This window comes from Serratia sp. C2(1) (assembly GCF_036352655.1).
In the GTDB taxonomy this organism is placed as follows: domain Bacteria; phylum Pseudomonadota; class Gammaproteobacteria; order Enterobacterales; family Enterobacteriaceae; genus Serratia; species Serratia inhibens.
This window is the reverse complement of the sequence record NZ_JAZFBA010000004.1, coordinates 33,357-58,223: the sequence shown is the minus strand read 5'-3', so window position 1 is coordinate 58,223 and position 24,867 is coordinate 33,357. Positions and strand designations below refer to the sequence as shown.

Annotated in this window: 16 protein-coding genes; 6 read left to right on the top strand and 10 right to left on the bottom strand. The window is 55.7% G+C overall.

Features of this window, described 5'->3' with window-relative positions; translation table 11 throughout:
• Positions 1-4 precede the first annotated feature (4 nt).
• The 3 genes from V2S86_RS20050 to V2S86_RS20040 are packed head-to-tail and all read left to right on the top strand — an operon-like array spanning position 5 to position 3,284.
• Positions 5-1,642 (top strand): DUF4910 domain-containing protein, encoded by a 1,638-nt coding sequence (locus tag V2S86_RS20050; RefSeq protein WP_330763844.1) that lies wholly within the window; start codon positions 5-7, stop codon positions 1,640-1,642.
• Positions 1,643-1,645: 3 nt separating this feature from the next.
• Complete coding sequence (locus V2S86_RS20045; protein ID WP_330763843.1) at positions 1,646-1,855, top strand: hypothetical protein; 210 nt, start codon at positions 1,646-1,648, stop codon at positions 1,853-1,855.
• Entirely contained in the window at positions 1,848-3,284 is a 1,437-nt protein-coding gene (locus V2S86_RS20040) for an amidase (protein ID WP_330763842.1), read from the top strand. Before V2S86_RS20045 ends, V2S86_RS20040 begins: the two co-directional genes overlap by 8 nt.
• Here the strand turns inward: V2S86_RS20040 and V2S86_RS20035 are convergent.
• The 7 genes from V2S86_RS20035 to pdhR form a co-directional block, all read right to left on the bottom strand.
• Positions 3,272-4,342: a hypothetical protein gene (locus V2S86_RS20035; protein ID WP_330763841.1), complete on the bottom strand. Its 1,071-nt coding sequence runs from the start codon at positions 4,340-4,342 to the stop codon at positions 3,272-3,274. The genes V2S86_RS20040 and V2S86_RS20035 overlap by 13 nt on opposite strands.
• A 237-nt stretch (positions 4,343-4,579) precedes the next feature.
• Positions 4,580-4,942, bottom strand: coding sequence for a protein YacL (gene yacL / locus V2S86_RS20030; protein WP_004947927.1), 363 nt, complete (start codon positions 4,940-4,942; stop codon positions 4,580-4,582).
• A gap of 262 nt (positions 4,943-5,204) precedes the next feature.
• Complete coding sequence (acnB, locus tag V2S86_RS20025) at positions 5,205-7,802, bottom strand: bifunctional aconitate hydratase 2/2-methylisocitrate dehydratase (protein ID WP_330763840.1); 2,598 nt, start codon at positions 7,800-7,802, stop codon at positions 5,205-5,207.
• Positions 7,803-8,372: 570 nt separating this feature from the next.
• Complete coding sequence (gene lpdA / locus V2S86_RS20020; RefSeq protein ID WP_004947933.1) at positions 8,373-9,797, bottom strand: dihydrolipoyl dehydrogenase; 1,425 nt, start codon at positions 9,795-9,797, stop codon at positions 8,373-8,375.
• A gap of 235 nt (positions 9,798-10,032) precedes the next feature.
• Positions 10,033-11,922, bottom strand: a complete 1,890-nt coding sequence (gene aceF / locus V2S86_RS20015) for a pyruvate dehydrogenase complex dihydrolipoyllysine-residue acetyltransferase (protein ID WP_330763839.1) — start codon at positions 11,920-11,922, stop codon at positions 10,033-10,035.
• Between the two features lie 13 nt (positions 11,923-11,935).
• Positions 11,936-14,599, bottom strand: coding sequence for a pyruvate dehydrogenase (acetyl-transferring), homodimeric type (gene aceE / locus V2S86_RS20010; protein WP_065506505.1), 2,664 nt, complete (start codon positions 14,597-14,599; stop codon positions 11,936-11,938).
• A gap of 165 nt (positions 14,600-14,764) precedes the next feature.
• The gene (gene pdhR, locus V2S86_RS20005; protein WP_004947949.1) at positions 14,765-15,529 is read right to left on the bottom strand and encodes a pyruvate dehydrogenase complex transcriptional repressor PdhR; all 765 of its coding nucleotides are present in this window, start codon (positions 15,527-15,529) and stop codon (positions 14,765-14,767) included.
• A gap of 655 nt (positions 15,530-16,184) precedes the next feature.
• On the opposite strand from pdhR, the gene V2S86_RS20000 reads away from it, so the two are divergent.
• From V2S86_RS20000 to V2S86_RS19990, 3 genes are all read left to right on the top strand, one after another.
• On the top strand, positions 16,185-17,561 hold the full coding sequence (locus V2S86_RS20000; protein WP_330763838.1) for an amino acid permease: 1,377 nt from the start codon (positions 16,185-16,187) through the stop codon (positions 17,559-17,561).
• Positions 17,562-17,757: 196 nt separating this feature from the next.
• Positions 17,758-19,158: an MFS transporter gene (locus V2S86_RS19995; RefSeq protein WP_330763837.1), complete on the top strand. Its 1,401-nt coding sequence runs from the start codon at positions 17,758-17,760 to the stop codon at positions 19,156-19,158.
• A gap of 10 nt (positions 19,159-19,168) precedes the next feature.
• Positions 19,169-20,122 (top strand): glycoside hydrolase family 43 protein, encoded by a 954-nt coding sequence (locus V2S86_RS19990; protein ID WP_330763836.1) that lies wholly within the window; start codon positions 19,169-19,171, stop codon positions 20,120-20,122.
• A 35-nt stretch (positions 20,123-20,157) separates the two neighbouring features.
• Here V2S86_RS19990 and V2S86_RS19985 read toward each other — a convergent pair whose 3' ends face one another.
• Genes V2S86_RS19985 through V2S86_RS19975 form a run of 3 tightly spaced genes read right to left on the bottom strand, consistent with a single transcriptional unit; the run spans position 20,158 to position 24,736 of the window.
• The gene (locus V2S86_RS19985; protein WP_330763835.1) at positions 20,158-21,399 is read right to left on the bottom strand and encodes a cytochrome c; all 1,242 of its coding nucleotides are present in this window, start codon (positions 21,397-21,399) and stop codon (positions 20,158-20,160) included.
• Positions 21,396-21,950 (bottom strand): (2Fe-2S)-binding protein, encoded by a 555-nt coding sequence (locus V2S86_RS19980; RefSeq protein WP_330763834.1) that lies wholly within the window; start codon positions 21,948-21,950, stop codon positions 21,396-21,398. Before V2S86_RS19980 ends, V2S86_RS19985 begins: the two co-directional genes overlap by 4 nt.
• Positions 21,947-24,736, bottom strand: coding sequence for a xanthine dehydrogenase family protein molybdopterin-binding subunit (locus V2S86_RS19975; RefSeq protein ID WP_330763833.1), 2,790 nt, complete (start codon positions 24,734-24,736; stop codon positions 21,947-21,949). Before V2S86_RS19975 ends, V2S86_RS19980 begins: the two co-directional genes overlap by 4 nt.
• Positions 24,737-24,867: the final 131 nt, after the last annotated feature.

Below are 24,867 nucleotides of genomic sequence, written 5' to 3'. Positions count from 1 at the left end.
GCATATGTTAACCGCCCAACGAGTGGCATGGGTGCTGCAACACAGCAGCACATCGCGCCTTATGCACCCCATTGAAGCTTTGGGAAAATTTGACCGCTTTCAAGCTTCACTAGGGATTGAGCAAGCGGCGCAATGGGTTGCGACGGCCGCCCGGCAACGTGGTTTGATGCCGGTGGACACGCTGCATTTTCCTGCTGATGGTAAGCAACAGTGGTGGGAGTTTACTGCACCACTAGCCTGGACACCGCTACGGGCTTGGCTGCGGGTGTCTGAAGCCGATAACCTATTGATTGATCATCAACAACAGGCTTTTGCCATTGCCACCTATTCTTGCGCCGTCACCAGGCAACACTTCTCACTGGTTACCCCCGAGGAAACTCAATGGCAGGGTAAAATTCTCGTTATCCCCAGCGTTCAGTTTTCCCAACAAAATTGGCCGGATCTCTTGGCTCAGAGGGGGGCTGCCGGTTTTATCACTGATGCCCCCGCCCGCCACGATCCACAAACAAAACAGACTTTCCGCGGCCGTATTGAGTTACCGGCGGATAGCCCACTGTTTGCCTTTAGCGCCACCCCTGAGGAGCTGACGCGTCTCATTGCCGCTGCTCGCCAGCACGGCAAGGCACAAGTGGAAATATGCCTGGATCATACGGCCACCATGCCCGTAGTTACGGCCTGTATGCCAGGTTGCGACACCACACAGGAGATCTGGCTGACAGCCCATCTTTGCCATTCACGCGCAGGCGCCAACGACAACGCTTCGGGGATTAGCGCTCTATTGGAAACTGCGACACTCATGGCTCAACTGCAAAAAGAGAGAACCTTCCCCCCTTTGCGTTATAGCCTCCGATTCGTTTGGGGGCCCGAATTTTTGGGCGTTGCTGCATTACAACACCATTATCGTCATCATCCCGCACCACTGGCGGTGATCAATCTCGATATGGTCGGAGAAAATCAAACTTTATGCGGCTCGCCACTGTGTATAGAACACCCGCTGCAGCGCCTGTCTTCACCTCTGGGCTCGTTAGCAGAACAGTTTGCCGCTGAAGTGTTCCGCCAAACGGCAGATTCCGGCGGACAATGGCTGAGCCTGCCCTTTCACGGATTTTCCGACCATGCGCTGTTTATGAATCACAACGACCATCGACGCAACAGTCCGGCAATCCAAATTTGTCATATCGGCGATCGTTTCAACCACAGCGCTGGCGATACCCTGGACAAAGTATCATCAGTTGAAATGAAACGTACTCTGGCAATCGTCGTACCTCTGCTGCAAGCACTGCAGCAGCAACCACCGGAATATTTTGCTCAAAAACCGCATGTATCAGACCAAACAGCGGATGGTCTGTACGGTCATTGGTCAGGCCCATTGAATCTGCGCAGATTGATTCAAACTCTGCCCCCCACAGTACGGCATCCACTAGAGAATCATCTGGCACGTGATAAGCGTTATCTTGCTGCTTTCCATCATTGCGTTTTAAATGCGGATGGGCGCGCCTGGCCGCAAATTGTTGAGGCCACCCGCAGAGAACTGGGGTTTATTTTGCCAACAGAGGTGGAGGAGAGTTTCCGAGACGCCCTGTTTTCCTCCCCTTGGTTCAAGGCTGACAGCCCCCACACGGGTATCGTAGAGGAGAAATAACGGATGGAAGAAGATGAAATCATGTTCGAACGTTACATGACGCTGTTGAACATAGCAGTACCAATACAGTACCGCTCCGGTGCCATACGCTGTACACGTGAAATCCGCGAGGCTGTAGCTCTTCTCGCCGCAATAAAATATCCCGAGACGGAACCCTCAAATGGCTTCGACCCGTTGAAAATAGTTGATTGCTACAAGGCTTGCCATGGGTGAACTACTGCACACATTATCCTTGGCCGAGTTGGGCCAGCGCTTACGTCATGGGCGTCTGAGTTCAGTGACATTAGCCGACTATTTTCTGGAACGCATAACGCGTTTTAATCCACATGTGAAAGCTTTCATCAGCGTAGATTCGGCGCGGGCGCATCGGGATGCACTACGCGCCGACGTCGAACTGGCTCACGGACAGGATAGAGGCCCACTGCATGGGATCCCTTATGCATTGAAGGATATATTTGACGTAGCCGATGCAATGACGACTTGCCACTCAAAAATCATGCAATACCACCTCCCTTCTCACAGTTGCACAGTAGAAAGGAAACTGGCCTCTGGCGGTGGTATCTATCTCGGTAAACTGGCAACGCATGAATTTGCCCTTGGCGGTCCCAGCGTTGAACTGCCTTTTCCTCCCGCATGTAATCCCTGGAATCCCGCGTTCTTTACTGGGGCTTCCTCATCAGGTGCAGGTGCCGCTATCGCCGCAGGGTTGGTTCCAATAGCCATAGGTTCAGACACCAGCGGTTCCATCCGTGGCCCAGCTTGCTTATGTGGGGTGGTCGGCTTCAAACCAACCTTTGGCCTGGTATCCCGACACGGGGTATTTCCCCTTTCATGGTCACTCGATCATTGTGGCCCAATTACGCGCTTTGCCGCAGACAGCTCACCAGTCATGCAAGTCATCGCAGGTCATGATCCGCAGGATCCTAGCAGCTGTGTCAGTACAGTGAATTTTCTTGCCCCTCCCGCAATCAACTGGCGTAATCAGCGCATCGCCTGGCCACGTCACTTACTGACAGATAACCCGAATACTCACCCAGAACTACTCGCGGCTATGGATGAGAGTATTGAGGTGTTGCGCAATGCAGGAGCAATTGTTGAAGAAATTCAATTTAAGGATTTTAACTTATTCAACGCGTGCGGAAGGATCATCATGGCTGCCGAATCCTTCGCCATTCACCAACAGAATCTACGCGACAGACCTGGTGATTTCGGGCGCTTCACCTATCAACGCGTTCTGCCGGGTGCTACGGTCTCAGCAGCGGAATTATTGGATGCTCAACGCTTGCGCAATGAACTCACAGGTTGGCTAAACTCCAACGTATTCCCTCAATATCAGTTGTTGGTATTTCCCAGCACACTGCGCCCCGCACCTGCCTTCAGTGAATTTAGCGCCGACTGGCCACCACCGGCCAACGTAATGCCAACGCAAACCATTCCATTCAACGTAACTGGCAATCCTGCGTTAAATCTACCTATTGGCCTGGCTTCCAATGGATTACCTCTGGGAATGCAGCTGGTTGGGCCACTTTTTGGTGACCAAACCTTGCTTGCGGCCGGCAGCGCACTGGAAATTTTACTCTCAATGCCAATTCTGGATGAAAGTCGTCTGACTAACGATGCGATGAATTTTCAATCGACATAAAGTGAAAACCTGCCCTGGCATTGTGTCAAACCCTGTGCCAGCACCTCATCGTATGGGCCAGTCTCCAACAAGAAGCGTACAAGACTAAGAAAATACTGCACATAGGGCACACCACTCCAAACAAACAGTGGGGGTTTAAGCAATAACCAATCCGCCTCTTTTCGGGTATGACCATAAATAGGATTATGTTTCACCGCACGATTAAAAGCGGCCTTAACCCCCAATTCCGGTGCCAGCAGCGGAAAAAGGGCAAACACCGACTGTTTGATGGCCTCAAGTGCCCAAGCACGGGAGCTGACTTCTGGAGCAAGCCGTGAGCATAATCGCCACTCTTCGCGAAAGGCAGGTAATTCCGTATCCCAAAACGGCAAGCCATAATCGCCCGTTGGATGTTTTGAAGCCAAATGATTCCGGCAATGTCCCAGTTCATGACTAAGTTCAAGAGCCTCATAAGGAGTCAAATGACGTAAGTCACTGGCTCGGAGACTCAGCGAAGCGCTGCGTGCCCCCCCTTCCCACTGCAAATCAGCAAAGCTATCGTCGCCCAATTGCACCTCCACAGGCATGCCATCAATACTGACCCTCGCCTCATGCTTAGCGCAACTGATACAGGTAATCGCCAGTAGCTCACAAACAATAGCCAGTGATGTTGCAGCGGTAAGTTGCGGGTGGAGAAACTCATGACGGATGAAATGAGGTTGGGCAGGGTCGAAGTGCAGATCGCTCCAGTCCAACCCAGCAGCGATATGATTCGTCAGCAAAATAATATCTTGCTCCAGTCCCAACCGGTCAACCCGAACACCGAAGTCGGAAAATCGGCGCGCACTTTCAGCGAACATCCAATCAAAACATGACGGAATAGGATTTTCTGGCGCTAAAGCATAGGTATTTATTGCATCGAAGTATTGGTCATCCAGCGGATCCTCTCGCACATTGGCCATGATATAAAGCCAAGAAAGGCGCTGAGGCAAGGCAATTTTTTTTGCTGTTGCCTGCAATACTGCGTCATCCACCGCCGCATTAAAAAGTTGTGCCACCTGAGCTCTATTGATATCCATAATGCTCCAAGCTAAATGCCAAACACTAAAAGAAGGCAATGATCGCCACGTCATTCATTGCAGACGGAAAAACTCACCGCCGGGTACTCTTTCTAGATCTTAGCATCGCTGCTTAAAAATACATGACGGCTACTTGAAAATAGGAGCTCAACAGACACGCCCGCAAACAAAGGCGCTAGATGACAGGATAAAAAGGTAACGCCACTGAGCGCTTGTCTTTAAGTATGGCGGATAAACTCAGTATTTGAGCATAAAAGAACGGTAGGCTTTCAGCACCGCCAGGAAGTCTTCGACACCGCAGAACGAGAGGCTTTCTTCATCATAATAATTCATCCCCTCCTCCATCTCGTCGCCTTCAAACGCCAATAGATTGGCGCGGATCATCACCTCTTCACCGTCCATCAGCAACGTATACTCGTGGCCTTCCAACTGCCATTGACGCTCGCTGCCTTTGACTTCCGCCGCCCCGGCTTCGATCCGGTCCAGCAGATTGAAGTCGCCTTTGACTTCCTCATTGATCCAGTGGCCGATAGCTTCATGCCCCATCGAGAATCTGACCACCACCTGACCGGTCACGTCACGCAGAAATTCGTAATCCATAGCATGCCCTCCTGAGCCTTTTTCTTAGTGTAAACATTAATTCATGGCTAACTCAGCGAGCGCTCGCAAAGTTGGCAACTGAGCAAAATAAAACGGGAGGCCAAGGCCTCCCGTTGAACAGTTGCGCAATATTACCCATCATTCTTCGAATTGCAACGGCGTTGGCCGCCTTTATTCACCCCGGTCATTTGGTCGACCAAACTTCCGGAGATTCATTCAGTTGCCGCCTTGCCGCAACCCGAATTATTTAGGGTAACGCGGCTTAAACGGCGGTTTGGAAGATCACGCCGTCGGCTTTTTCAGTGTACTGGCCCAGTTGGTCAAAGTTCAGGTAGCGATAGGTATCCGCCGCCGTTTTATCGACCTGTGCCATGTACGTTTGATACTCGTCCGGCGTTGGCAAACGGCCCAGCAGCGAAGCAACCGCCGCCAGCTCTGCGGAAGCCAGATAAACGTTGGCGCCGGTGCCCAGACGGTTCGGGAAGTTACGGGTAGAGGTGGAAACTACCGTCGCGCCGTCCGCCACCCGCGCCTGGTTACCCATGCACAGTGAACACCCCGGGATCTCGATACGCGCACCGCTCTTGCCGAACACGCTGTAATAGCCCTCTTCGGTCAGTTGAGCCGCATCCATCTTGGTCGGCGGCGCAACCCACAGGCGGGTCGGCAACTGGCCCTTGTGCTGGTCCAGCAACTTACCGGCAGCGCGGAAGTGGCCGATGTTGGTCATGCAGGAACCGATGAACACTTCATCGATCTTGCTGTTGGCCACGTCGGACAGCAGGCGCGCGTCGTCAGGATCGTTCGGCGCACACAGGATTGGCTGAGTGATCTCTGCCAGATCGATCTCGATCACCGCCGCATATTCCGCATCCGCATCGCCTTCCAGCAATTGCGGATCCGCCAGCCATTTTTGCATGCCTTGGATGCGGCGCTCCAGCGTACGGCGATCGCCGTAACCTTCGGAGATCATCCATTTCAACAACACGATGTTGGAGTTCAGGTACTCTTCGATCGGTGCCTTATCCAGCTTGATGGTGCAACCGGCGGCGGAGCGTTCGGCAGAGGCGTCGGTCAGTTCAAACGCCTGCTCCACTTTCAACTCAGGTAAGCCTTCGATTTCCAGAATGCGGCCGGAGAAGATGTTCTTCTTGCCCTTCTTCTCTACGGTCAGCAGGCCCTGCTGGATCGCGTAGTAAGGGATGGCGTGCACCAGATCACGCAGTGTGATGCCCGGCTGCATTTTGCCTTTGAAGCGCACCAGCACCGACTCGGGCATATCCAGCGGCATAACGCCGGTCGCTGCGGCAAACGCCACCAGACCGGAACCGGCCGGGAAGGAAATGCCGATCGGGAAACGGGTGTGGGAGTCCCCGCCGGTGCCGACGGTATCCGGCAACAGCATACGGTTCAGCCAAGAGTGAATAACGCCGTCGCCCGGACGCAGCGATACGCCGCCACGGTTCATGATAAAGTCAGGCAGCGTGTGGTGAGTGGTCACATCAACCGGTTTCGGGTACGCGGCGGTGTGACAGAACGACTGCATGACCAGATCGGCGGAGAAGCCCAGGCATGCAAGGTCCTTCAGTTCGTCACGGGTCATCGGGCCGGTGGTGTCCTGAGAACCTACGGAGGCCATCTTCGGCTCGCAGTATTCGCCCGGACGCACGCCGGCAACGCCACAGGCGCGGCCCACCATTTTCTGCGCCAGCGAGAAGCCCTTGTTGCTGGAGGCAACTTCTTTGGCGATACGGAACACATCGCTGTGCGGCAGACCCAGGGCTTCACGCGCCTTGGTCGTCAGGCCACGACCGATAATCAGCGGGATACGGCCGCCGGCGCGCACTTCATCCAGCAATACGTCGGTTTTCAGTTCGAAGTTGGCGATCAGTTCGCCGGTTTCGTGGTTACGTACTTCGCCTTTGTACGGGTAAACGTCGATCACGTCGCCCATGTTCAGATCAGAAACGTCCACTTCAATCGGCAAGGCACCGGCATCTTCCATGGTATTGAAGAAGATAGGCGCGATTTTACTGCCCAGCACCACACCGCCACCGCGCTTGTTCGGCACATACGGGATGTCGTCGCCCATAAACCACAGCACCGAGTTGGTGGCGGACTTACGGGAAGAACCGGTACCGACCACGTCACCGACGTAGGCCAACGGGAAACCTTTCTTGTTCAGCAGCTCAATCTGCTTAATCGGGCCAACGCTGCCCGGTTGATCCGGCACTATGCCTTCACGTTCGTTTTTCAGCATCGCCAGGGCGTGCAATGGGATGTCCGGGCGTGACCAGGCATCCGGCGCCGGCGACAGATCGTCGGTGTTGGTTTCACCGGTGACTTTGAATACGGTAACGGTGATTTTTTCCGCCAGTTTCGGGCGTGACAGATACCACTCGGCATCGGCCCAGGACTGCATAATCTGTTTGGCGTACGGGTTACCCGCCTTGGCTTTCTCTTCCACGTCGTAGAAGTTGTCGAACATCAGCAGCGTATGGGAAAGCGCTTTGGCGGCAATAGCGGCCAGTTTTTCGTTATCCAGCGCGTCGATCAGCGGATGAATGTTATAACCGCCCTGCATGGTGCCCAACAGTTCTACGGCTTTCTCGGGGGTAATCAGGGGAGAGGTCGCTTCACCTTTGGCGATGGCCGCCAGGAAACCTGCTTTGACGTAGGCGGCTTCGTCGACGCCTGGTGGAACACGATTAATCAGCAGGTCTAACAGAAATTCTTCTTCGCCTTTTGGCGGATTCTTCAATAATTCGACCAGCGCTGCCATTTGGGTGGCGTCTAGCGGCTTGGGGGCAATGCCCTCAGCAGCGCGCTCGGCTACGTGCTTACGGTATTCTTCTAGCACGACGTTCTCCTCGCTCTCATTGTCATTTATTGTGCCTGGCGTTTATACCCGTCGTCTTTCAAGCCGCAGTGTTGTTACCTGCGCTCGTTCACCCCAGTTACTTACCTGAGTAAGCGCCTGGGGATGAACGAGCTGGGCGCCTGACTGCAACTTGAAAGCCTTAGGGTAACTCTTCAAACCGGGTTTAGCGCACGGTGTTGGTGCCATTGATCCTGACGGGGCACTGCTGTCGATGTCCTGGCCTGTAAGGTACAGTGCCCGGTTCCGCTCAGCCAGCATATCAGGATTTGAAACGGTTGTTAATTCGTTCACATAAAAGCAACATTAAATCTTTGCTGAATCGTTGAGTACAGAGTAATCGGCTGTAACCCAGGCTAGCCGGCTTCGCGGGCCCGGCTGCGGGAAACGGAAATCCAGCTTTGAGAGCACAACACGATACCCTTGCATTTGCAATGGTTATTGAGTGCGAAGATCGAAATTTGCAAACAGGCAATGGACTTTTACTGCCCCCACCCATAAAAAAACGGCCCCTTTTCAGGAGCCGTTCGTTAACCGGTCAAACCAGCAGAATTACTTCTTCTTGGCTTTCGGGTTTGGCAGATCGGTGATGCTGCCTTCGAAGATCTCTGCCGCCAAGCCTACGGATTCGTGCAGGGTTGGGTGAGCATGGATGGTCAGCGCGATGTCTTCCGCATCACAACCCATCTCGATAGCCAGACCGATCTCGCCCAGCAGCTCGCCGCCGTTGGTGCCGACAATCGCGCCACCGATGATACGGTGAGTTTCTTTGTCGAAGATCAGTTTGGTCATGCCGTCTGCGCAATCGGAAGCGATAGCACGGCCGGAAGCTGCCCACGGGAAGGTGGACGTTTCGTAGCTGATGCCTTTCTCTTTCGCTTCTTTCTCGGTCAGACCCACCCATGCAACTTCCGGCTCGGTGTAAGCGATTGATGGGATCACTTTCGGGTCGAAGTAGTGCTTCATGCCGGCGATAACTTCAGCGGCAACGTGGCCTTCATGCACGCCTTTGTGCGCCAGCATCGGTTGACCGACGATGTCGCCGATAGCGAAGATGTGCGGCACGTTGGTGCGCAGCTGTTTGTCGACGCGGATAAAGCCACGCTCGTCAACTTCCACACCGGCTTTGCCCGCTTCCAGCAGTTTGCCGTTCGGCACACGGCCGATAGCTACCAGCACCGCGTCGTAACGCTGTGGTTCTGCAGGCGCTTTTTTGCCTTCCATAGTGACGTAGATGCCGTCTTCTTTGGCTTCTACCGCAGTCACTTTGGTTTCCAGCATCAGGTTGAACTGCTTGCTGATGCGTTTGGTGAAGACTTTCACCACGTCTTTGTCGGCAGCCGGGATCACCTGGTCAAACATCTCGACCACGTCGATCTGTGAACCCAACGCATGGTATACGGTACCCATTTCCAGGCCGATGATACCGCCGCCCATCACCAGCAGACGCTCAGGGACGGTTTTCAGTTCCAGCGCGTCGGTAGAGTCCCACACGCGCGGGTCTTCATGAGGAATGAATGGCAGTTGGATCGGACGGGAGCCTGCGGCGATGATGGCGTTGTCGAAGTTGATGGTAGTAGGACCATTTTCGCCTTCAACGACCAGGGTGTTAGCGCCGGTGAACTTGCCCAGACCGTTAACGACTTTAACTTTACGGCCTTTAGCCATGCCAGCCAGACCGCCGGTCAGCTGATTGATGACTTTTTCTTTCCAGACGCGCACTTTGTCGATGTCGGTTTTCGGCTCACCGAAAACGATGCCGTGCTCGGCCAGCGCTTTGGCTTCTTCGATCACTTTGGCAACGTGCAGCAGTGCTTTGGAAGGGATACATCCCACGTTCAGGCAAACCCCGCCCAGCGTGGAATAACGTTCAACCAGAACGGTTTCAAGACCTAAGTCAGCGCAACGAAAGGCAGCAGAGTAACCTGCCGGGCCCGCCCCAAGTACCACGACCTGAGTTTTAATTTCAGTACTCATCATGACCTCTTAATTGATTGTCCGGCGGGTCAGACGTCATTTTTATTGCTAATCGATCTCATAACGCCCTTCATCCACCGGGACGCTTACACCGCGAGCAGTTTACAGAATTGTTAATAATCTGCAAAGCGCGTTCGAAGTGACCCGTGTCTCAACAATTTTGTCGAGTCATGCAAAACCCAACAAAACTGCTACTGAAGCGATAGGGGCGCAGCATAACTGCGCCCCTTTTCTATTACATCACCAGACGGCGGATGTCAGACAGCATATTGTTGATGATGGTGATGAAACGCGCACCATCTGCACCATCAATAACACGGTGGTCGAAGGAGAGCGACATTGGCATCATCAGGCGCGGCACGAACTCTTTACCGTTCCAGACTGGCTCCATAGCGGACTTGGAGACGCCCAGGATAGCCACTTCCGGTGCGTTGACGATAGGCGCGAAGTGAGTCGTCCCGATACCGCCCAGGCTGGAGATGGTGAAACACCCACCCTGCATTTCGCCTGCGGTCAGCTTGCCGTCACGCGCTTTTTTGGAGATGGCCATCAGTTCGCGGGACAGTTCGGTGATGCTTTTCTTGTTCACATCCTTGAACACCGGAACCACCAGGCCATTTGGCGTATCGACCGCCACACCGACGTTGATGTATTTTTTCAGCGTCAGCTTCTGGCCATCTTCGGACAGCGAGCTGTTGAAGCGCGGCATCTGCTCCAGAGCGGCGGCGACGGCTTTCATGATGAACACCACAGGGGTGAACTTCACGTCCAGCTTACGTTTGGCCGCTTCATCGTTCTGTTGCTTGCGGAACGCTTCCAGATCGGTGATATCGGTTTTGTCGAAGTGAGTCACGTGCGGGATCATCACCCAGTTGCGGCTCAGGTTGGCACCCGAAATCTTCTGGATGCGGCCCAGTTCGACTTCTTCGATCTCACCGAACTTGCTGAAGTCCACTTTCGGCCATGGCAGCATGCCTGGCAGACCGCCACCGGCAGCAGCAGCCGGGGCCGCTTCCGCACGTTTGACCGCGTCTTTCACGTAAGTCTGGACGTCTTCGCGCAGGATGCGGCCTTTACGACCGGTGCCTTTCACTTTCGCCAGGTTTACGCCGAATTCACGCGCCAGACGACGGATAACCGGGGTTGCATGCACATAAGCGTCGTTCTCTGCGAACTCGCCTTTGCTTTCCGCTTTGGCAGCCGGAGCGGCCGCAGCGGCTTCCTGCTTGGCCGGAGCCGGTGCAGCTTCTGCTTTCTGGGCCGGAGCGGCGGCAGGTGCGGCACCTTCAACTTCGAACACCATGATCAGGGAACCGGTTTTCACTTTGTCGCCGGCGCTGATTTTGATTTCTTTCACGGTACCTGCGAACGGGGCCGGCACTTCCATAGAAGCCTTGTCACCTTCAACGGTGATCAGCGACTGCTCAGCGGCAACTTTGTCACCCACTTTCACCATCACTTCGGTCACTTCTACTTCGTCGCCGCCGATGTCCGGCACGGCAACGTCTTTGGCAGCGGCAGCAGCCGGTGCAGCCGGAGCCGCAGGGGCTTCAACCGCAGCCGGAGCGGCAGCAGAAGCTGCGCCCGCCACTTCGAAGACCATGATCAGGGAACCGGTTTTCACTTTGTCGCCGGCGCCGATTTTGATCTCTTTCACGGTGCCCGCGAAGGGTGCAGGGACTTCCATTGAAGCCTTGTCGCCTTCCACGGTGATCAGGGACTGCTCGGCTTCCACCTTGTCGCCCACTTTCACCAGGATCTCGGTCACTTCAACTTCGTCGGCACCGATGTCCGGTACCGCAACGTCTTTGGCAGCAGCGGCAGCCGGTGCTGCAGCAGGCGCCGCGGCCGGTTTTTCTTCCGCTTTGGCGGCTGGTGCGGCAGCCGCCGCACCTTCCGCTTCAAAGATCATCAGCAGTTTGCCGGTTTCGGTTTTATCACCGACGGAAACCTTGATCTCTTTCACCACGCCCGCTTGCGGGGACGGGACTTCCATGGAAGCTTTGTCACCTTCAACGGTGATCAGCGATTGTTCAGCTTCGACTTTATCGCCCACTTTCACCAGAATTTCGGTGATTTCCACTTCGTCTGCACCGATGTCCGGCACCTTGATTTCGATAGACATTCTTCTGTACCTCTTATGCCAGACGCGGGTTGACTTTTTCTGGGTTGATGTCGAATTTCTTAATCGCATCAGCTACCACAGAAGCTTCGATTTCACCGCGTTTAGCCAGTTCACCCAGAGCAGCAACCACAACGTAAGAAGCATCGACTTCAAAGTGGTGGCGCAGGTTTTCGCGACTGTCTGAACGACCGAAGCCGTCAGTACCCAGAACGCGATAATCGCTGGCTGGAACGTAAGTACGAACCTGTTCTGCGAACAGCTTCATGTAGTCGGTAGACGCCACCGCAGGCGCATCGTTCATCACCTGAGCGATGTAAGGCACGCGTGGGGTTTCGGTTGGGTGCAGCATGTTCCAACGCTCACAGTCCTGGCCATCGCGCGCCAGTTCGGTGAAGGACGTCACGCTGTAGATGTCAGAACCCACGCCGTAGTCTTTCGCCAGGATCTGCGCAGCTTCGCGCACGTGACGCAGGATGGAACCTGAACCCAGCAACTGCACTTTACCTTTGCTGCCTTCCAGAGTGTCCAGCTTGTAGATACCTTTACGGATACCTTCTTCTGCACCCTGCGGCATGGCCGGCATGTGGTAGTTTTCGTTCAGCGTGGTGATGTAGTAGTAGACGTTTTCCTGCGCGTCGCCGTACATGCGGACCAGGCCGTCATGCATGATTACAGCCACTTCGTATGCGTAAGCCGGATCGTAAGAGATACAGTTAGGGATAGTCAGAGACTGAATGTGGCTGTGGCCGTCTTCGTGCTGCAGACCTTCGCCGTTCAGGGTAGTACGGCCTGAAGTCCCGCCGATCAGGAAGCCGCGCGCCTGTTGGTCGCCCGCTGCCCAGCACAGGTCACCGATACGCTGGAAACCGAACATCGAATAGTAGATGTAGAACGGAATCATCGGCAGATCGTTGGTGCTGTAGGAGGTCGCTGCGGCCAGCCATGAAGAAGCTGCGCCCAGTTCGTTGATGCCTTCCTGCAGAATCTGGCCTTTCTCGTCTTCTTTGTAGTAAGCAACCTGCTCACGGTCCTGCGGAGTGTACTGCTGGCCGTTCGGGCTGTAGATACCGATCTGACGGAACAGACCTTCCATACCGAAGGTACGGGCTTCGTCGGCGATGATTGGAACCAGGCGATCTTTGATCGACTTGTTCTTCAGCATCACGTTCAGGGCACGTACGAAAGCGATAGTGGTGGAGATTTCTTTGTTCTGCTCTTCCAGCAGTGAGCTGAAGTCTTCCAGAGCCGGCATTTCCAGCTTCTGGGTGAAGGCCGGCAGACGAGTCGGCACATAACCTTTCAGCGCCTGACGGCGTTCGTGCAGGTATTTGTACTCTTCAGACTCTTTCTCGAAGGTGATGTACGGCAGTTTTTCGATGTCAGCATCGGCAACCGGCACGTTGAAACGATCGCGGAAGTGGTGAACCCCTTCCATGTTCATTTTCTTCACCTGGTGAGCAATGTTTTTACCTTCCGCGGTTTCACCCATGCCGTAACCTTTGATGGTATGGGCCAGGATAACGGTTGGTTTGCCTTGGGTGTCCTGCGCTTTTTTCAGTGCAGCGAAGACTTTCTTCGGATCGTGACCACCACGGTTCAGCGCCCAGATTTCGTCGTCGGTCATGTCTTTGACCAGAGCGGCGGTTTCCGGGAAGCGGCCGAAGAAGTGCTCGCGCACGTAAGCGCCGTCTTTGGATTTGAAGGTCTGGTAGTCGCCGTCCAGGGTTTCGTTCATCAGCTGGATCAGTTTGCCGCTGGTGTCTTTACGCAGCAGTTCATCCCAGCGTCCGCCCCAAATCACTTTCAGAACCTGCCAGCCTGCACCGGCGAAGATGCCTTCCAGCTCGTTGATGATCTTGCCGTTGCCGGTGACCGGGCCGTCCAGACGCTGCAGGTTACAGTTGATGACGAAGACCAGGTTGTCCAGTTTCTCGCGGGTAGCGATGGTGATCGCGCCCTTGGATTCAGGTTCGTCCATCTCGCCGTCGCCCAGGAAGGCGTAAACGGTTTGAGCAGAGGTGTTCTTCAGGCCACGGTGCTCCAGATATTTCAGGAACTTCGCTTGATAGATGGCGCTGATTGGGCCCAGGCCCATGGAAACGGTCGGGAACTGCCAGAATTCCGGCATCAGTTTCGGATGCGGGTAAGAAGACAGGCCTTTGCCGTGAACTTCCTGACGGAAGTTGTTCATTTGGTCTTCGGTCAGGCGGCCTTCAAGGAAGGCTCGTGCGTAAACGCCCGGAGAGATGTGGCCCTGGAAGTAAACCAGATCGCCGCCGTCTTGCTCGTTGCGCGCACGGAAGAAGTGGTTGAAGCAGACTTCATAGAAGGTCGCGGAAGACTGGAAGGAAGCCATGTGGCCGCCCAGGTCCAGATCTTTCTTGGAAGCACGCAGAACGGTCATTACCGCGTTCCAGCGGATTGCTGAACGGATACGACGTTCCAGATCCAGGTTGCCTGGGTAAGCAGGTTCGTCTTCCACCGCGATGGTGTTGACGTAGTTGTTGGCGGCAGCACCGGCTGCAACGCTAACACCGCCTTTACGGGCTTCACCCAATACCTGATCAATCAGAAACTGAGCTCGCTCAACACCCTCTTCACGGATGACCGATTCGATCGCCTGCAGCCAGTCGCGGGTTTCGATCGGATCCACGTCATTGTTTAAACGTTCTGACATGGTGGTATTCCTTATCTGTCTAATGGTTTGTTTGGAGCCTGTCTTCCTGTGTTCTGAAGCAAAACACACGAAGACAGGCCCATCAGTTTAGTTGCCGCTTAAATGCTTAAATAAGCATTCCGAACGTAAACCCCGCAGGCTGGTGTACCCTGAAGAGAACCGTTCTTAATCCTTGCGTTGCTGGAGACGCCGCAGCGATCTCTCGCGCCGGGTATGTTCCCGACTGAGATCCAGCAATATTTCCTCGATAAACGCCAAATGGCGGTGCGAAGCTTCGCGGGCCCTTTCCGGCTCGCGTGCCACAATCGCCTCAAAAATCCCGGCGCGGTGGCTGCTCACTTTTGCCAACATCTCACGGCGCGAGTAGAGCAATTCAAAGTTCTGACGCACGTTCTGTTCCAGCATCGGCCCCATACAGCGTAACAGGTGCAGTAACACAACGTTGTGGGCAGCTTCGGTCACGGCGATTTGGTATTGCATGACCGCGTCGGCTTCGGCATCAAGATCGCCGCTGTCCTGAGCCTGCTGAATCACGATATGGCAATCGCGGATGCGTGCCAGATCTTCGTCGGTCCCGCGCAACGCCGCATAATAGGCAGCGATGCCTTCGAGGGCATGACGAGTTTCCAACAGATCGAATTGTGATTCAGGATGGTCGGCCAGCAGTTCAGCCAGCGGATCGCTGAAGCTCTGCCACAGATTAGTTTGTACAAAGGTGCCGCCGCCCTGACGGCGCAGGAGCAGCCCTTTAGCTTCCAGGCGCTGGATGGCCTCTCTCAGAGAAGGACGGGAAACATCAAATTGTTTCGCCAGTTCGCGCTCCGGTGGCAACTTTTCGCCTGGACGCAACGTTCCCTCGAGGATCAGGTGTTCGAGCTGCTGCTCGATAACGTCTGACAACTTGGGTTGGCGGATTTTGCTGTAGGCCATGGGTGAATTCTTCTCTGCGAATGGCGCGGAGTCAATTGGTAATACCAATTTCAAAAACGTGACCGTAAAGTAACAAAGTATTCACCTCCTGTCCATATGAGCCTCGTTCGAAATCATGATTCCCCGCACATTTTAACACCTCGATATCCGGTTAACACTTCGCTATCCGGCCTGCTGCAAACCGGTAACTCACCGTTGGTAATACCATTTACGAGGTAGGTTTCTGATTTAACGTTTTAAAGGCTGCGCCTCGTCAGGAAGACTGAAGCATCAAAAGCAGAATTTTATTGCATGTTTATTAAGCTTTAACGAATAGCTATTTGCGGCGTATATCCGGCATAAAACTGATTACTATTTCACTACCACCAAGGATTCATATCTAAGTTATTTCTGCGCATTATGTGATTTGCTGCTTGTTTCGTGCATTGAATCCCCCCTGTCGTCACACAACCCGCATTTTGTTTCCTAAACTGCTGAAATCTTAATCACTCACAGAATAAAGCAGGTGCAAACTGGCGCGCATAACATTATTCTTTGCCAAACGGTAGCGGCTCCGTGGAATTAACAGCTATAACGCCGTAAATAAAACAAAACACACATCGTAACCACTGCTTTACAGCATGTGAGTATTTTGCAACGACAGAGGGTTTCATTGATGGATGGTCAACAGCAAGGCGACCAGCTGAAGCGCGGCCTGAAAAACCGCCATATTCAGCTTATAGCCCTAGGTGGCGCAATTGGTACCGGGCTGTTTCTCGGTATCGCTCAAACAATAAAAATGGCCGGTCCGTCGGTCATTCTCGGCTATGCCATTGGCGGCTTCATCGCGTTTCTGATTATGCGCCAACTGGGTGAAATGGTGGTGGAAGAGCCGGTTGCCGGTTCCTTCAGCCACTTCGCCTATAAATACTGGGGCAACTTCGCCGGCTTCGCTTCCGGCTGGAACTACTGGGTGCTGTACGTGCTGGTGGCGATGGCGGAACTGACCGCGGTCGGCATCTATGTTCAGTACTGGTGGCCGGAAATCCCGACCTGGGTATCCGCCGCGGTATTCTTCCTGGCAATTAACGCCATCAACCTGGCCAATGTGAAGGTGTATGGCGAGATGGAGTTCTGGTTCGCCATTATCAAAGTCGTGGCGATTATCGGCATGATCGTGTTCGGCGCCTACCTGCTGTTCAGCGGCATGGGCGGTCCGGAAGCCACCGTAACCAATCTGTGGGCACAGGGCGGGTTCTTCCCGAACGGTATCATGGGGCTGGTGATGGCGATGGCGGTGATCATGTTCTCGTTCGGCGGTCTGGAGCTGGTGGGCATCACCGCCGCCGAAGCCGATAACCCGCAAAAAAGCATCCCTAAAGCCACCAACCAGGTGATCTACCGTATTCTGATTTTCTATATCGGCTCACTGACCATTCTGCTGTCGCTGTACCCGTGGGGCAAAGTGGTTGAAGGCGGCAGCCCGTTCGTACTGATCTTCCACGCGCTGAACAGCGATGTGGTGGCAACGGTGCTGAACATTGTGGTGCTGACCGCAGCGCTGTCGGTCTATAACAGCTGCGTATACTGCAACAGCCGCATGCTGTACGGCCTGGCGCAACAGGGCAACGGCCCGAAAAGCCTGCTGAAAGTCGACGGCCGCGGCGTGCCGGTGATCGCCATCGGCGTGTCCGCCATTGCCACCGCCTTCTGCGTACTGATCAACTACCTGATCCCGGGGCGCGCCTTCGAGCTGCTGATGGCGCTGGTGGTATCGGCGCTGGTGATCAACTGGGCGATGATCAGCCTGGCGCACCTGAAGTTCCGCGCGGCCAAGAACCGTGAAGGCGTAGAGCCGAAGTTCAAGGCATTCTGGTATCCGTTCAGCAACTACCTGTGCCTGGCGTTTATGGCCGGTATTCTGGTGATCATGTATCTGACGCCGGGTATTCAAATCTCGGTGCTGCTGATCCCGGTATGGGTGGCGGTTCTGGCCATCGGCTACGTCATCAAACAGCGCAGCCAGCGCACGGCGAGTACCGTCGGCCGTTGATAAACCGCCGTAAAATCAACCTGGCCCGCAAATGCGGGCCATTTTATTGCCCTCCCATTTTGCCAACTGGCTCACAGTTTCTTCGCCACGCTCGGTTTGTCCATCTCTACAACCAATAGTTTCTGATAGCTCGCCCCCTGCCGGGACAATAATCGTTGCCACTCAGTCAGATCCTGCCGCCACGGAGAAAATGTCCATGAAGAGCAATGCCCTATCGATAAAAGAAAAGATTGGCTATGGCATGGGAGATGCCGGCTGCAACATGATTGGCGGAGCGATTATGTTGTTTCTCAACTATTTCTATACCGACATCTTCGGATTGACTCCGGCGCTGGTCGGCATTCTGCTGCTCTCGGTTCGGGTGCTGGATGCGGTAACCGATCCGATTATGGGTGCCATCGCCGATCGTACCCAAAGCCGCTGGGGGCGCTTTCGTCCCTGGTTGCTGTGGGTATCCCTGCCCTATGTATTATTCAGCGTGTTGATGTTTACCACGCCGGAATGGAGCTACAACAGCAAGGTCGTCTATGCCTTCGCCACTTACTTCCTGATGTCGCTGACCTACACCGCCATTAACATTCCCTACTGTTCATTAGGCGGCGTAATCACCGCCGATCCGCAAGAGCGGGTATCCTGCCAGTCATACCGTTTTATTCTGGTCGGCATTGCGACGCTCATCCTCTCGCTAACCCTGCTGCCGATGGCCGACTGGTTTGGCGGCGCCGACAAGGCGCGCGGCTATCAGATGGCGATGGGCGTACTGGCGCTGATCGCCCTGTTCATGTTTCTGTTCTGCTTTGCCACGGTCAAAGAACGCATACGCCCGGCGGTGCCGACCCACGACGCGCTCAAATCCGATCTGAAAGACGTGTGGAAAAATGACCAATGGGTGCGCATTCTGCTGCTGACCTTCTGCAACGTTTGCCCCGGTTTTATCCGCATGGCGGCCACCATGTATTACGTGACCTACGTCATGCAGCAGTCAACCTCATTCGCCAGCCTGTTTATCGCGCTGGGCGTAGTCGGCATGATGATCGGCAGCGCATTGGCGAAACCGCTGACCGACCGCTTCTGCAAACTGAAAGTGTTCTTTTGGACCAATATCGTGCTGGCGGCGTTTTCCTGCGGTTTTTACTTCCTCAACCCTCAGTTGACCTCATTAATCGTGGTCGCCTACTTCCTGCTGAATATCTTGCACCAAATCCCTTCACCGCTGCACTGGTCGTTAATGGCTGATGTGGACGACTATGGCGAGTGGAAAACCGGCAAACGCATCACCGGCATCAGCTTCTCCGGCAATCTGTTCTTCCTGAAAGTCGGGCTGGCGGTAGCCGGCGCCATGGTCGGCTTCCTGATGTCGTATTCCGGCTATCAGGCCGATGCGGCCAGCCAAAGCGCCAGTGCACTGAATAGTATCGTATTGTTGTTCACCGTGATCCCGGGCATTGGTTATCTGATCACCGCCGGCGTAGTGCGCCTGCTGAAGGTCGATCGCCAACTGATGCAGCAGATTCAGATCGATCTGGAAAAGCGCCGGGTCAATTACCAGGAACTGGCCGATTACCGTGAGCAGCAGCTAGAAACCAAACACCCGTAAGGAGCCCGTAATGCGAGACTACCCTAATCCCTTTATCGAACAGCGGGCCGATCCCTTTGTGTTGCGCCACAGCGATGGCTATTACTATTTCACCGCCTCGGTGCCGGAATACGATCGCCTGGAGCTTCGCCGGGCGCGCAGCCTCGACGAACTGCCGCAGGCTACGGCAAAGGTAGTATGGAGAAAGCCGCAGCAAGGGCCAATGAGCGCGCTGATCTGGGCGCCGGAGCTGCACTTTATCGACGGCAAGTGGTATTTGTATTTTGCCGCCGCCCACAGCCCCGACATTGCAGATGGCCTGTTCCAGCACCGTATGTTTGCGCTGGAATGCAGCGCGGATAATCCGTTAACCGGGGAGTGGACAGAAAAAGGCAGGGTATACAGCCATATCGACAGTTTCTCTCTCGACGCTACCCATTTTGAGCACCGCGGCAAACACTATTATTTATGGGCGCAAAAGGATCCGGCCATCAGCGGCAACTCCAATCTTTACCTGGCGGAGATGGAAAATCCGTGGACGCTAAAGGGCAAACCGGTGCTGCTCAGCAAGCCGGAACTCCCTTGGGAAATCGTGGGTTTCGAGGTGAATGAAGGACCTGCCGTGATTACTCATGGCCAACGGATATTTATCAGCTACTCCGCCAGCGCCACCGATGAAAATTACTGCATCGGGCTGCTCTGGGCCGATATCGACAGTGACATCACCGACGCAACCCAATGGCACAAAGCCAGCCAGCCGATATTCCGCACCAGCGCCAAAAACCGCCAATTCGGCCCCGGACACAACAGCTTTACCCTCGACGAGCAGGGCCGGGATCTGTTGGTTTACCATGCGCGCAATTACACGGAAATCGAGGGCGATCCGCTCTATGACCCCAATCGACATACGCGGATTAAACCGATAGTCTGGGATGAAGAAGGCATGCCGGTATTGGGTGAACCACCGGCGGATAATCGCGAGTAGAATAAAGGGGCTCAGCACGCTGAGCCCCTTCTTGATCAAGGCTGATTTCGCAGCTTCTTCACCTGCTCGGCAGTGATGTCGCCCGGCAACCCGCCCCAGGTGACCCGCAGATAGTTCACCAATTCGGCCACCTGCGCATCATCCAGCCGCGCACCAAAGGCCGGCATGCTCTGCATGCTTTCGCCGTTGGGGAACTGCTGCGCCGGCAAACCGTCCAGCACCGAGACAATCAGGTTTTTAGCGTCCGGCTGGCGCAGCGTCGCGTTATCGCGCATCGCGACCGCCACATGCGGTTTACCCTCGCCTTCACGCGCATGACAACCGGAACACTGATCCAGATAGCTGATGCGCCCGGCATCGCTGCCCTGCCCCACTTTTACCGGCACCGCGGTCGGCGGTTGCTCACCCATCAGATAAGTAGCCAACGCCTGATGGTCTTCCGGCGTCAAATGGCGGGTGCTGAGATCCACCACCATATGCATTTCGCTGAAAGCGCTGCCCTGCGGCGCAATGCCGGTTGCCAGGAAGCGGTTCAGGTCGTCCGGCGTCCAACCGCGTTGCGCCAACCCCTGCGGGGTAATGTCCGGCGCCATAAAACGCCCCAGTTCGCCACCCTGCATCGGTTTCCCGAGATCCATCTGGCCCAGCATGCCGCGTGGCGTATGGCACTCCCCGCAATGGCCCAGCGTATCCGCCAGATAGCGGCCACGTTGCCACTGTGCCGAAGTCCCCTGCGAACTGGCCGGCAAAGGATCCTGATTGCGGAACAACAGGTTCCAGCCAATCAGCGCCATACGTTGGTTAAACGGGAACGGCATGGCGTTTTCCGGGATGGCGACATCCACCGCCGGGCGCGTCATCAAATAGGCGTAAATATCATCGGCATCCTGGCGCGAAATCCCTTTATACGAAGTATAAGGCATCGCCGGGTACAGATGGCGCCCGCCCGGTGCCACGCCCTGAGTCAAGGCCAGGAAGAAATCATCTTTGGTCCAGCGGCCAATGCCGTGGTCGGCCGACGGCGTCAGGTTGCTGCCATAAATAGTGCCGAACGGCGTATCCAACGGATAGCCGCCCGCCAAAGGCGCGCCGCCGCTGGCGGTATGGCAAGCTGCGCAGTCGGCGGCCTGGGCCAGGTAGCGCCCCCGGACGATTTGTTCGGCGCTGGCGGTCACCTGCTGCACCGGACCGTCGTAGCGGCGGTTTTCCCGCCACCACAGCAGGGCGATAACGATAATCGCCACCAGCAGAATCAACAGTGCGAGACGTTTTTTCATCGCGCCGTCTCCTTCACCAGACCCGGCGTCTTCAGCACCACGTCGCGCACCGCTTCGTAGTAGCGCACATAGCCGGTACAGCGGCAGATATGGTTGTCCAGCGCCTGCTCGATGGCGCTTTCCAGCCGATCGCGCGCAATGGGTTCACGCTTGAGCTTTTCCACAAAAAGGGTGGCGGCGTTGACGAAGCCCGGCGTGCAGTAGCCGCACTGGAAGCTGTAATGTTCGAGAAAGGCCTGCTGGATCGGCGAAAGCTCGACCACCTCGCCGTGTTCATCCACCCTGGCGTGCCCTTCGACGGTACGCACTTTCTTGCCGCTGAAAAAATGCGCGCCGGTGATGCAGGTGCGCACTTCCTCACTGGTGCCGCTCGGGTGATCGACAATCGCCACGCAGGCGTGACAAATGCCCTGCCCGCAGCCCAGGCGCGAACCGGTCAGATCGAGATATTCATGCAGGAAGTCGATCATCATCAGCCCTTCCGGCACCTCGATCGGGCCATACTGTTTATCGTTGACGGTCAGGGAGATCGGCTGGGTTTTAATGCTCATTGTAATACCTCACGAATATTTTCTGCACGAACGGGCAAATCACGGAAACGGTGGCCTGTGGCATGGGCGATGGCATTAACCAACGCGGCGACCACCGGGATCATCACCACTTCGGCCATGCCTTTTGGCGGATCGGTTTCCGACAGTGCGGGCAGGATATCGCCGGTCTGCTTCCAGACCGCCACATCGCTGGCGCGCGGCAGGTGGTAACGGTTAAAGTTCCAGGTGCCGTTACCCGGCCCGTCTTCGTACAAGGGTAAATATTCGTGCAACGCATGGCCGATGCCCATCGCCAGCCCACCCTGGAGCTGACCGGAAACCAGTTCCGGCACAATCAGGTTGCCGCACTCCATGATCGAATGATGGTTAAGCAGTTCCACCTGGCCGGTGGCGATATCCACCGCCACTTCCGCCAACGTGCCGACGGCGCTGTAATAGGTCACCGCCGCGTTATTGCGCTGGGTCGGCGGATAATATGCCTGGGTGCGAGGCAGCGTTTTAAACTCGCCGTTGGCATTGCGCACCGCCAACCCGTCGATCGGCAGGCGCTCACCATTACCGCTCAGCGTGAAATCCGCCTCCGCCCACTGCCAGCGATTAAACACGTGCACCGCTGCACCAGTGATACCGCCCATCTGGTAGGCTTTTTTCGCCAACATCTCCAGGCTCAACACCTCCATGCCGGCGGCAGTCAGCCCGCCTTCTACCCAGCGCGCGTCCTCTCTGCGCACCACCAGCGGCGCCGCCTGACCACCGCCGATACCCGCCTGCCACAGCGCCATCGCCGCCGGCCACAGACCGTGGTTGAAGATCAGCCGGGCCGCTTCGCGCGTGCTGTGGGAAAAGTAATACGCCGAGTTGCTGGCGCTGGACGGCGAACAGTAGCTTGGCGTCCAGGCGGGGTCGGTTTGCAACTGATCCTGCTCGGCCTGCGACATGATGTAAGGATCGCCGCTGGTGACCATCGGCAGCACTGACCAGTCGGTTACCGAGAAGTGCGCCTCATCCGCCGGCTTGCCAAGCCACTGCGCGCACAGCACCGATTGCGAGGTCGACATGCCGGTGCCCATCTCTGCGCCGCTGTGGTGCAAGGTAATGCGCCCCTCTTCGCTCACTTCGACGCGAGCAAAGGAGGTTTCCGCACCGGTACCGAAGTCTTTTTGCACGCAGCCAAAGCCAACGCCGTAGCGTTTGCCCGGGTTCTTGCTCTCGAACTCCGCCTTACGCTGGGCACGTTGCAGCCACATCTCGTGCTTCGCCGCCTTCTCCAGCACTTCATCAGCACGAATAGCGCCGGCAGGAATAGCGCCCTGGGTATTTTTCATACCGGACTTCAGTACGTTGCGCAAACGGAACTCGATAGGGTCGATCTTCAACTCTGCCGCCAGTTCATCCACCATCATCTCAGTGGCGGCCATGCTTTGCAGCGTGCCGTAGCCGCGTGCCGAACCGGCGTCGATGGCACGCGAAGCCAGCCCCACCGCCGACAAATCGCTTTTCGGGAAGTAGTAAATCGACTGTGCCGCCGTCGCCGCCACCATCACCACCGACGGCGTAAAGTTGCTGCGGCCACCACCGTCTGCCGTCATCTCACCGTGGAACGATTGCAGTACGCCGGTTTGGCGGTTGACCGCAATGCGGTAATTCATGTCGAAGGCGTGGCGCTTCAGCGCCGTCTGGAACTGCTCGAAGCGATCATTGGCCAGCCGTACCGGGCGCCCGTCGCCATACAGCGCCGCCACTGCGCCGTAATAGGGGAAGTTATAATGGTCTTTCGAACCGTAACCGACGGTGTAGCAAGGGTGCAAAATCAGCTGTTTCACCGCAGGATTGCGTTTGGCCAGCATACGCGGCATTTCGTCGGCCACTTCTTGCGGTGACTGGGTCGGCACGACCAGATGCAGGGTTTGCGTCGCTTCATCGAACCAGCCGTTGGCGTTGTCCGGCTCCAGAGCCGAAGTGTCGACAGACTGCGTGGTGTAGCGCCGCGGCAGCACCAGCCAATCATCCGGCGGCGTTTGCAGCTCTGCCGCGATCACCCCGGCATAATGCATGCCTTCTTGATCCAGCTTGCCGCCTTCGCGACCTTCCGGCCAGACCGGCAGGTGTTTTTTCATCGATACCGGGAAAATCGGCGTGTCTTTCAGGCTGGAGAAACGATCGTCATCGAACGGCTGGTCGCCGCCCACCCGCACATAGCGGAAGGTGCCCCAGGGATCGCGCTCCAGCGGGCCGGTCTCGGCACCGTATTTAAGGGTATCTTCACGGAACTTCAGCTTGTCCTTGGCAAAGCGGAAGCGGGCAAAATCGTGATAAATCAGGATCGCCACCGCTTGCCCCAGGTAGGCCGGCGTCTTGCCTACGGGCAGCAGCATGTCGTCGCCATAAAACGCCGGGAAAGCCAGGCCGTCACGCGCCAAATCTTCCGCCGTCACCAGACGATCCGGCTGCAGGTCATCGCCCAGCAACGAGAGATCGAGGCCCGCAAACAGCCTGTCGGCCTTGGTCACGCGCAGAATAAAGGCGTGCGCCTGCTTTTGTGGCCAGTGCGGCATATCGACCGCGCGGATATCGCGGGCGAACACCTTCTGTCCCATCACCTTGGCACGGCCGTCGATGCGGAAACGCACGCGTTTCTCATGGGCGTCCCAGTTAGGCGACTGAAGAATCTTTTGTTCAAACAGCGCGGCGTAGGCTCGGCTGTAGAGGGGCGCGAGGTAGACGGATACCCCCGCGATCACGGCGCTTTTGATAAAGCGACGCCGTGACGGGTTAAAATTGCTCATAAAAAGTCCTTCACATCTTTATTGTTGTTTTGTGTTCGCGGTGTTGTTGCGCAAACGCTGACGACCTTGCCGTAGACGTCATAAGCATATGCTTATAACCAAAATTATGTGATGATTAACATCCTGTTTTC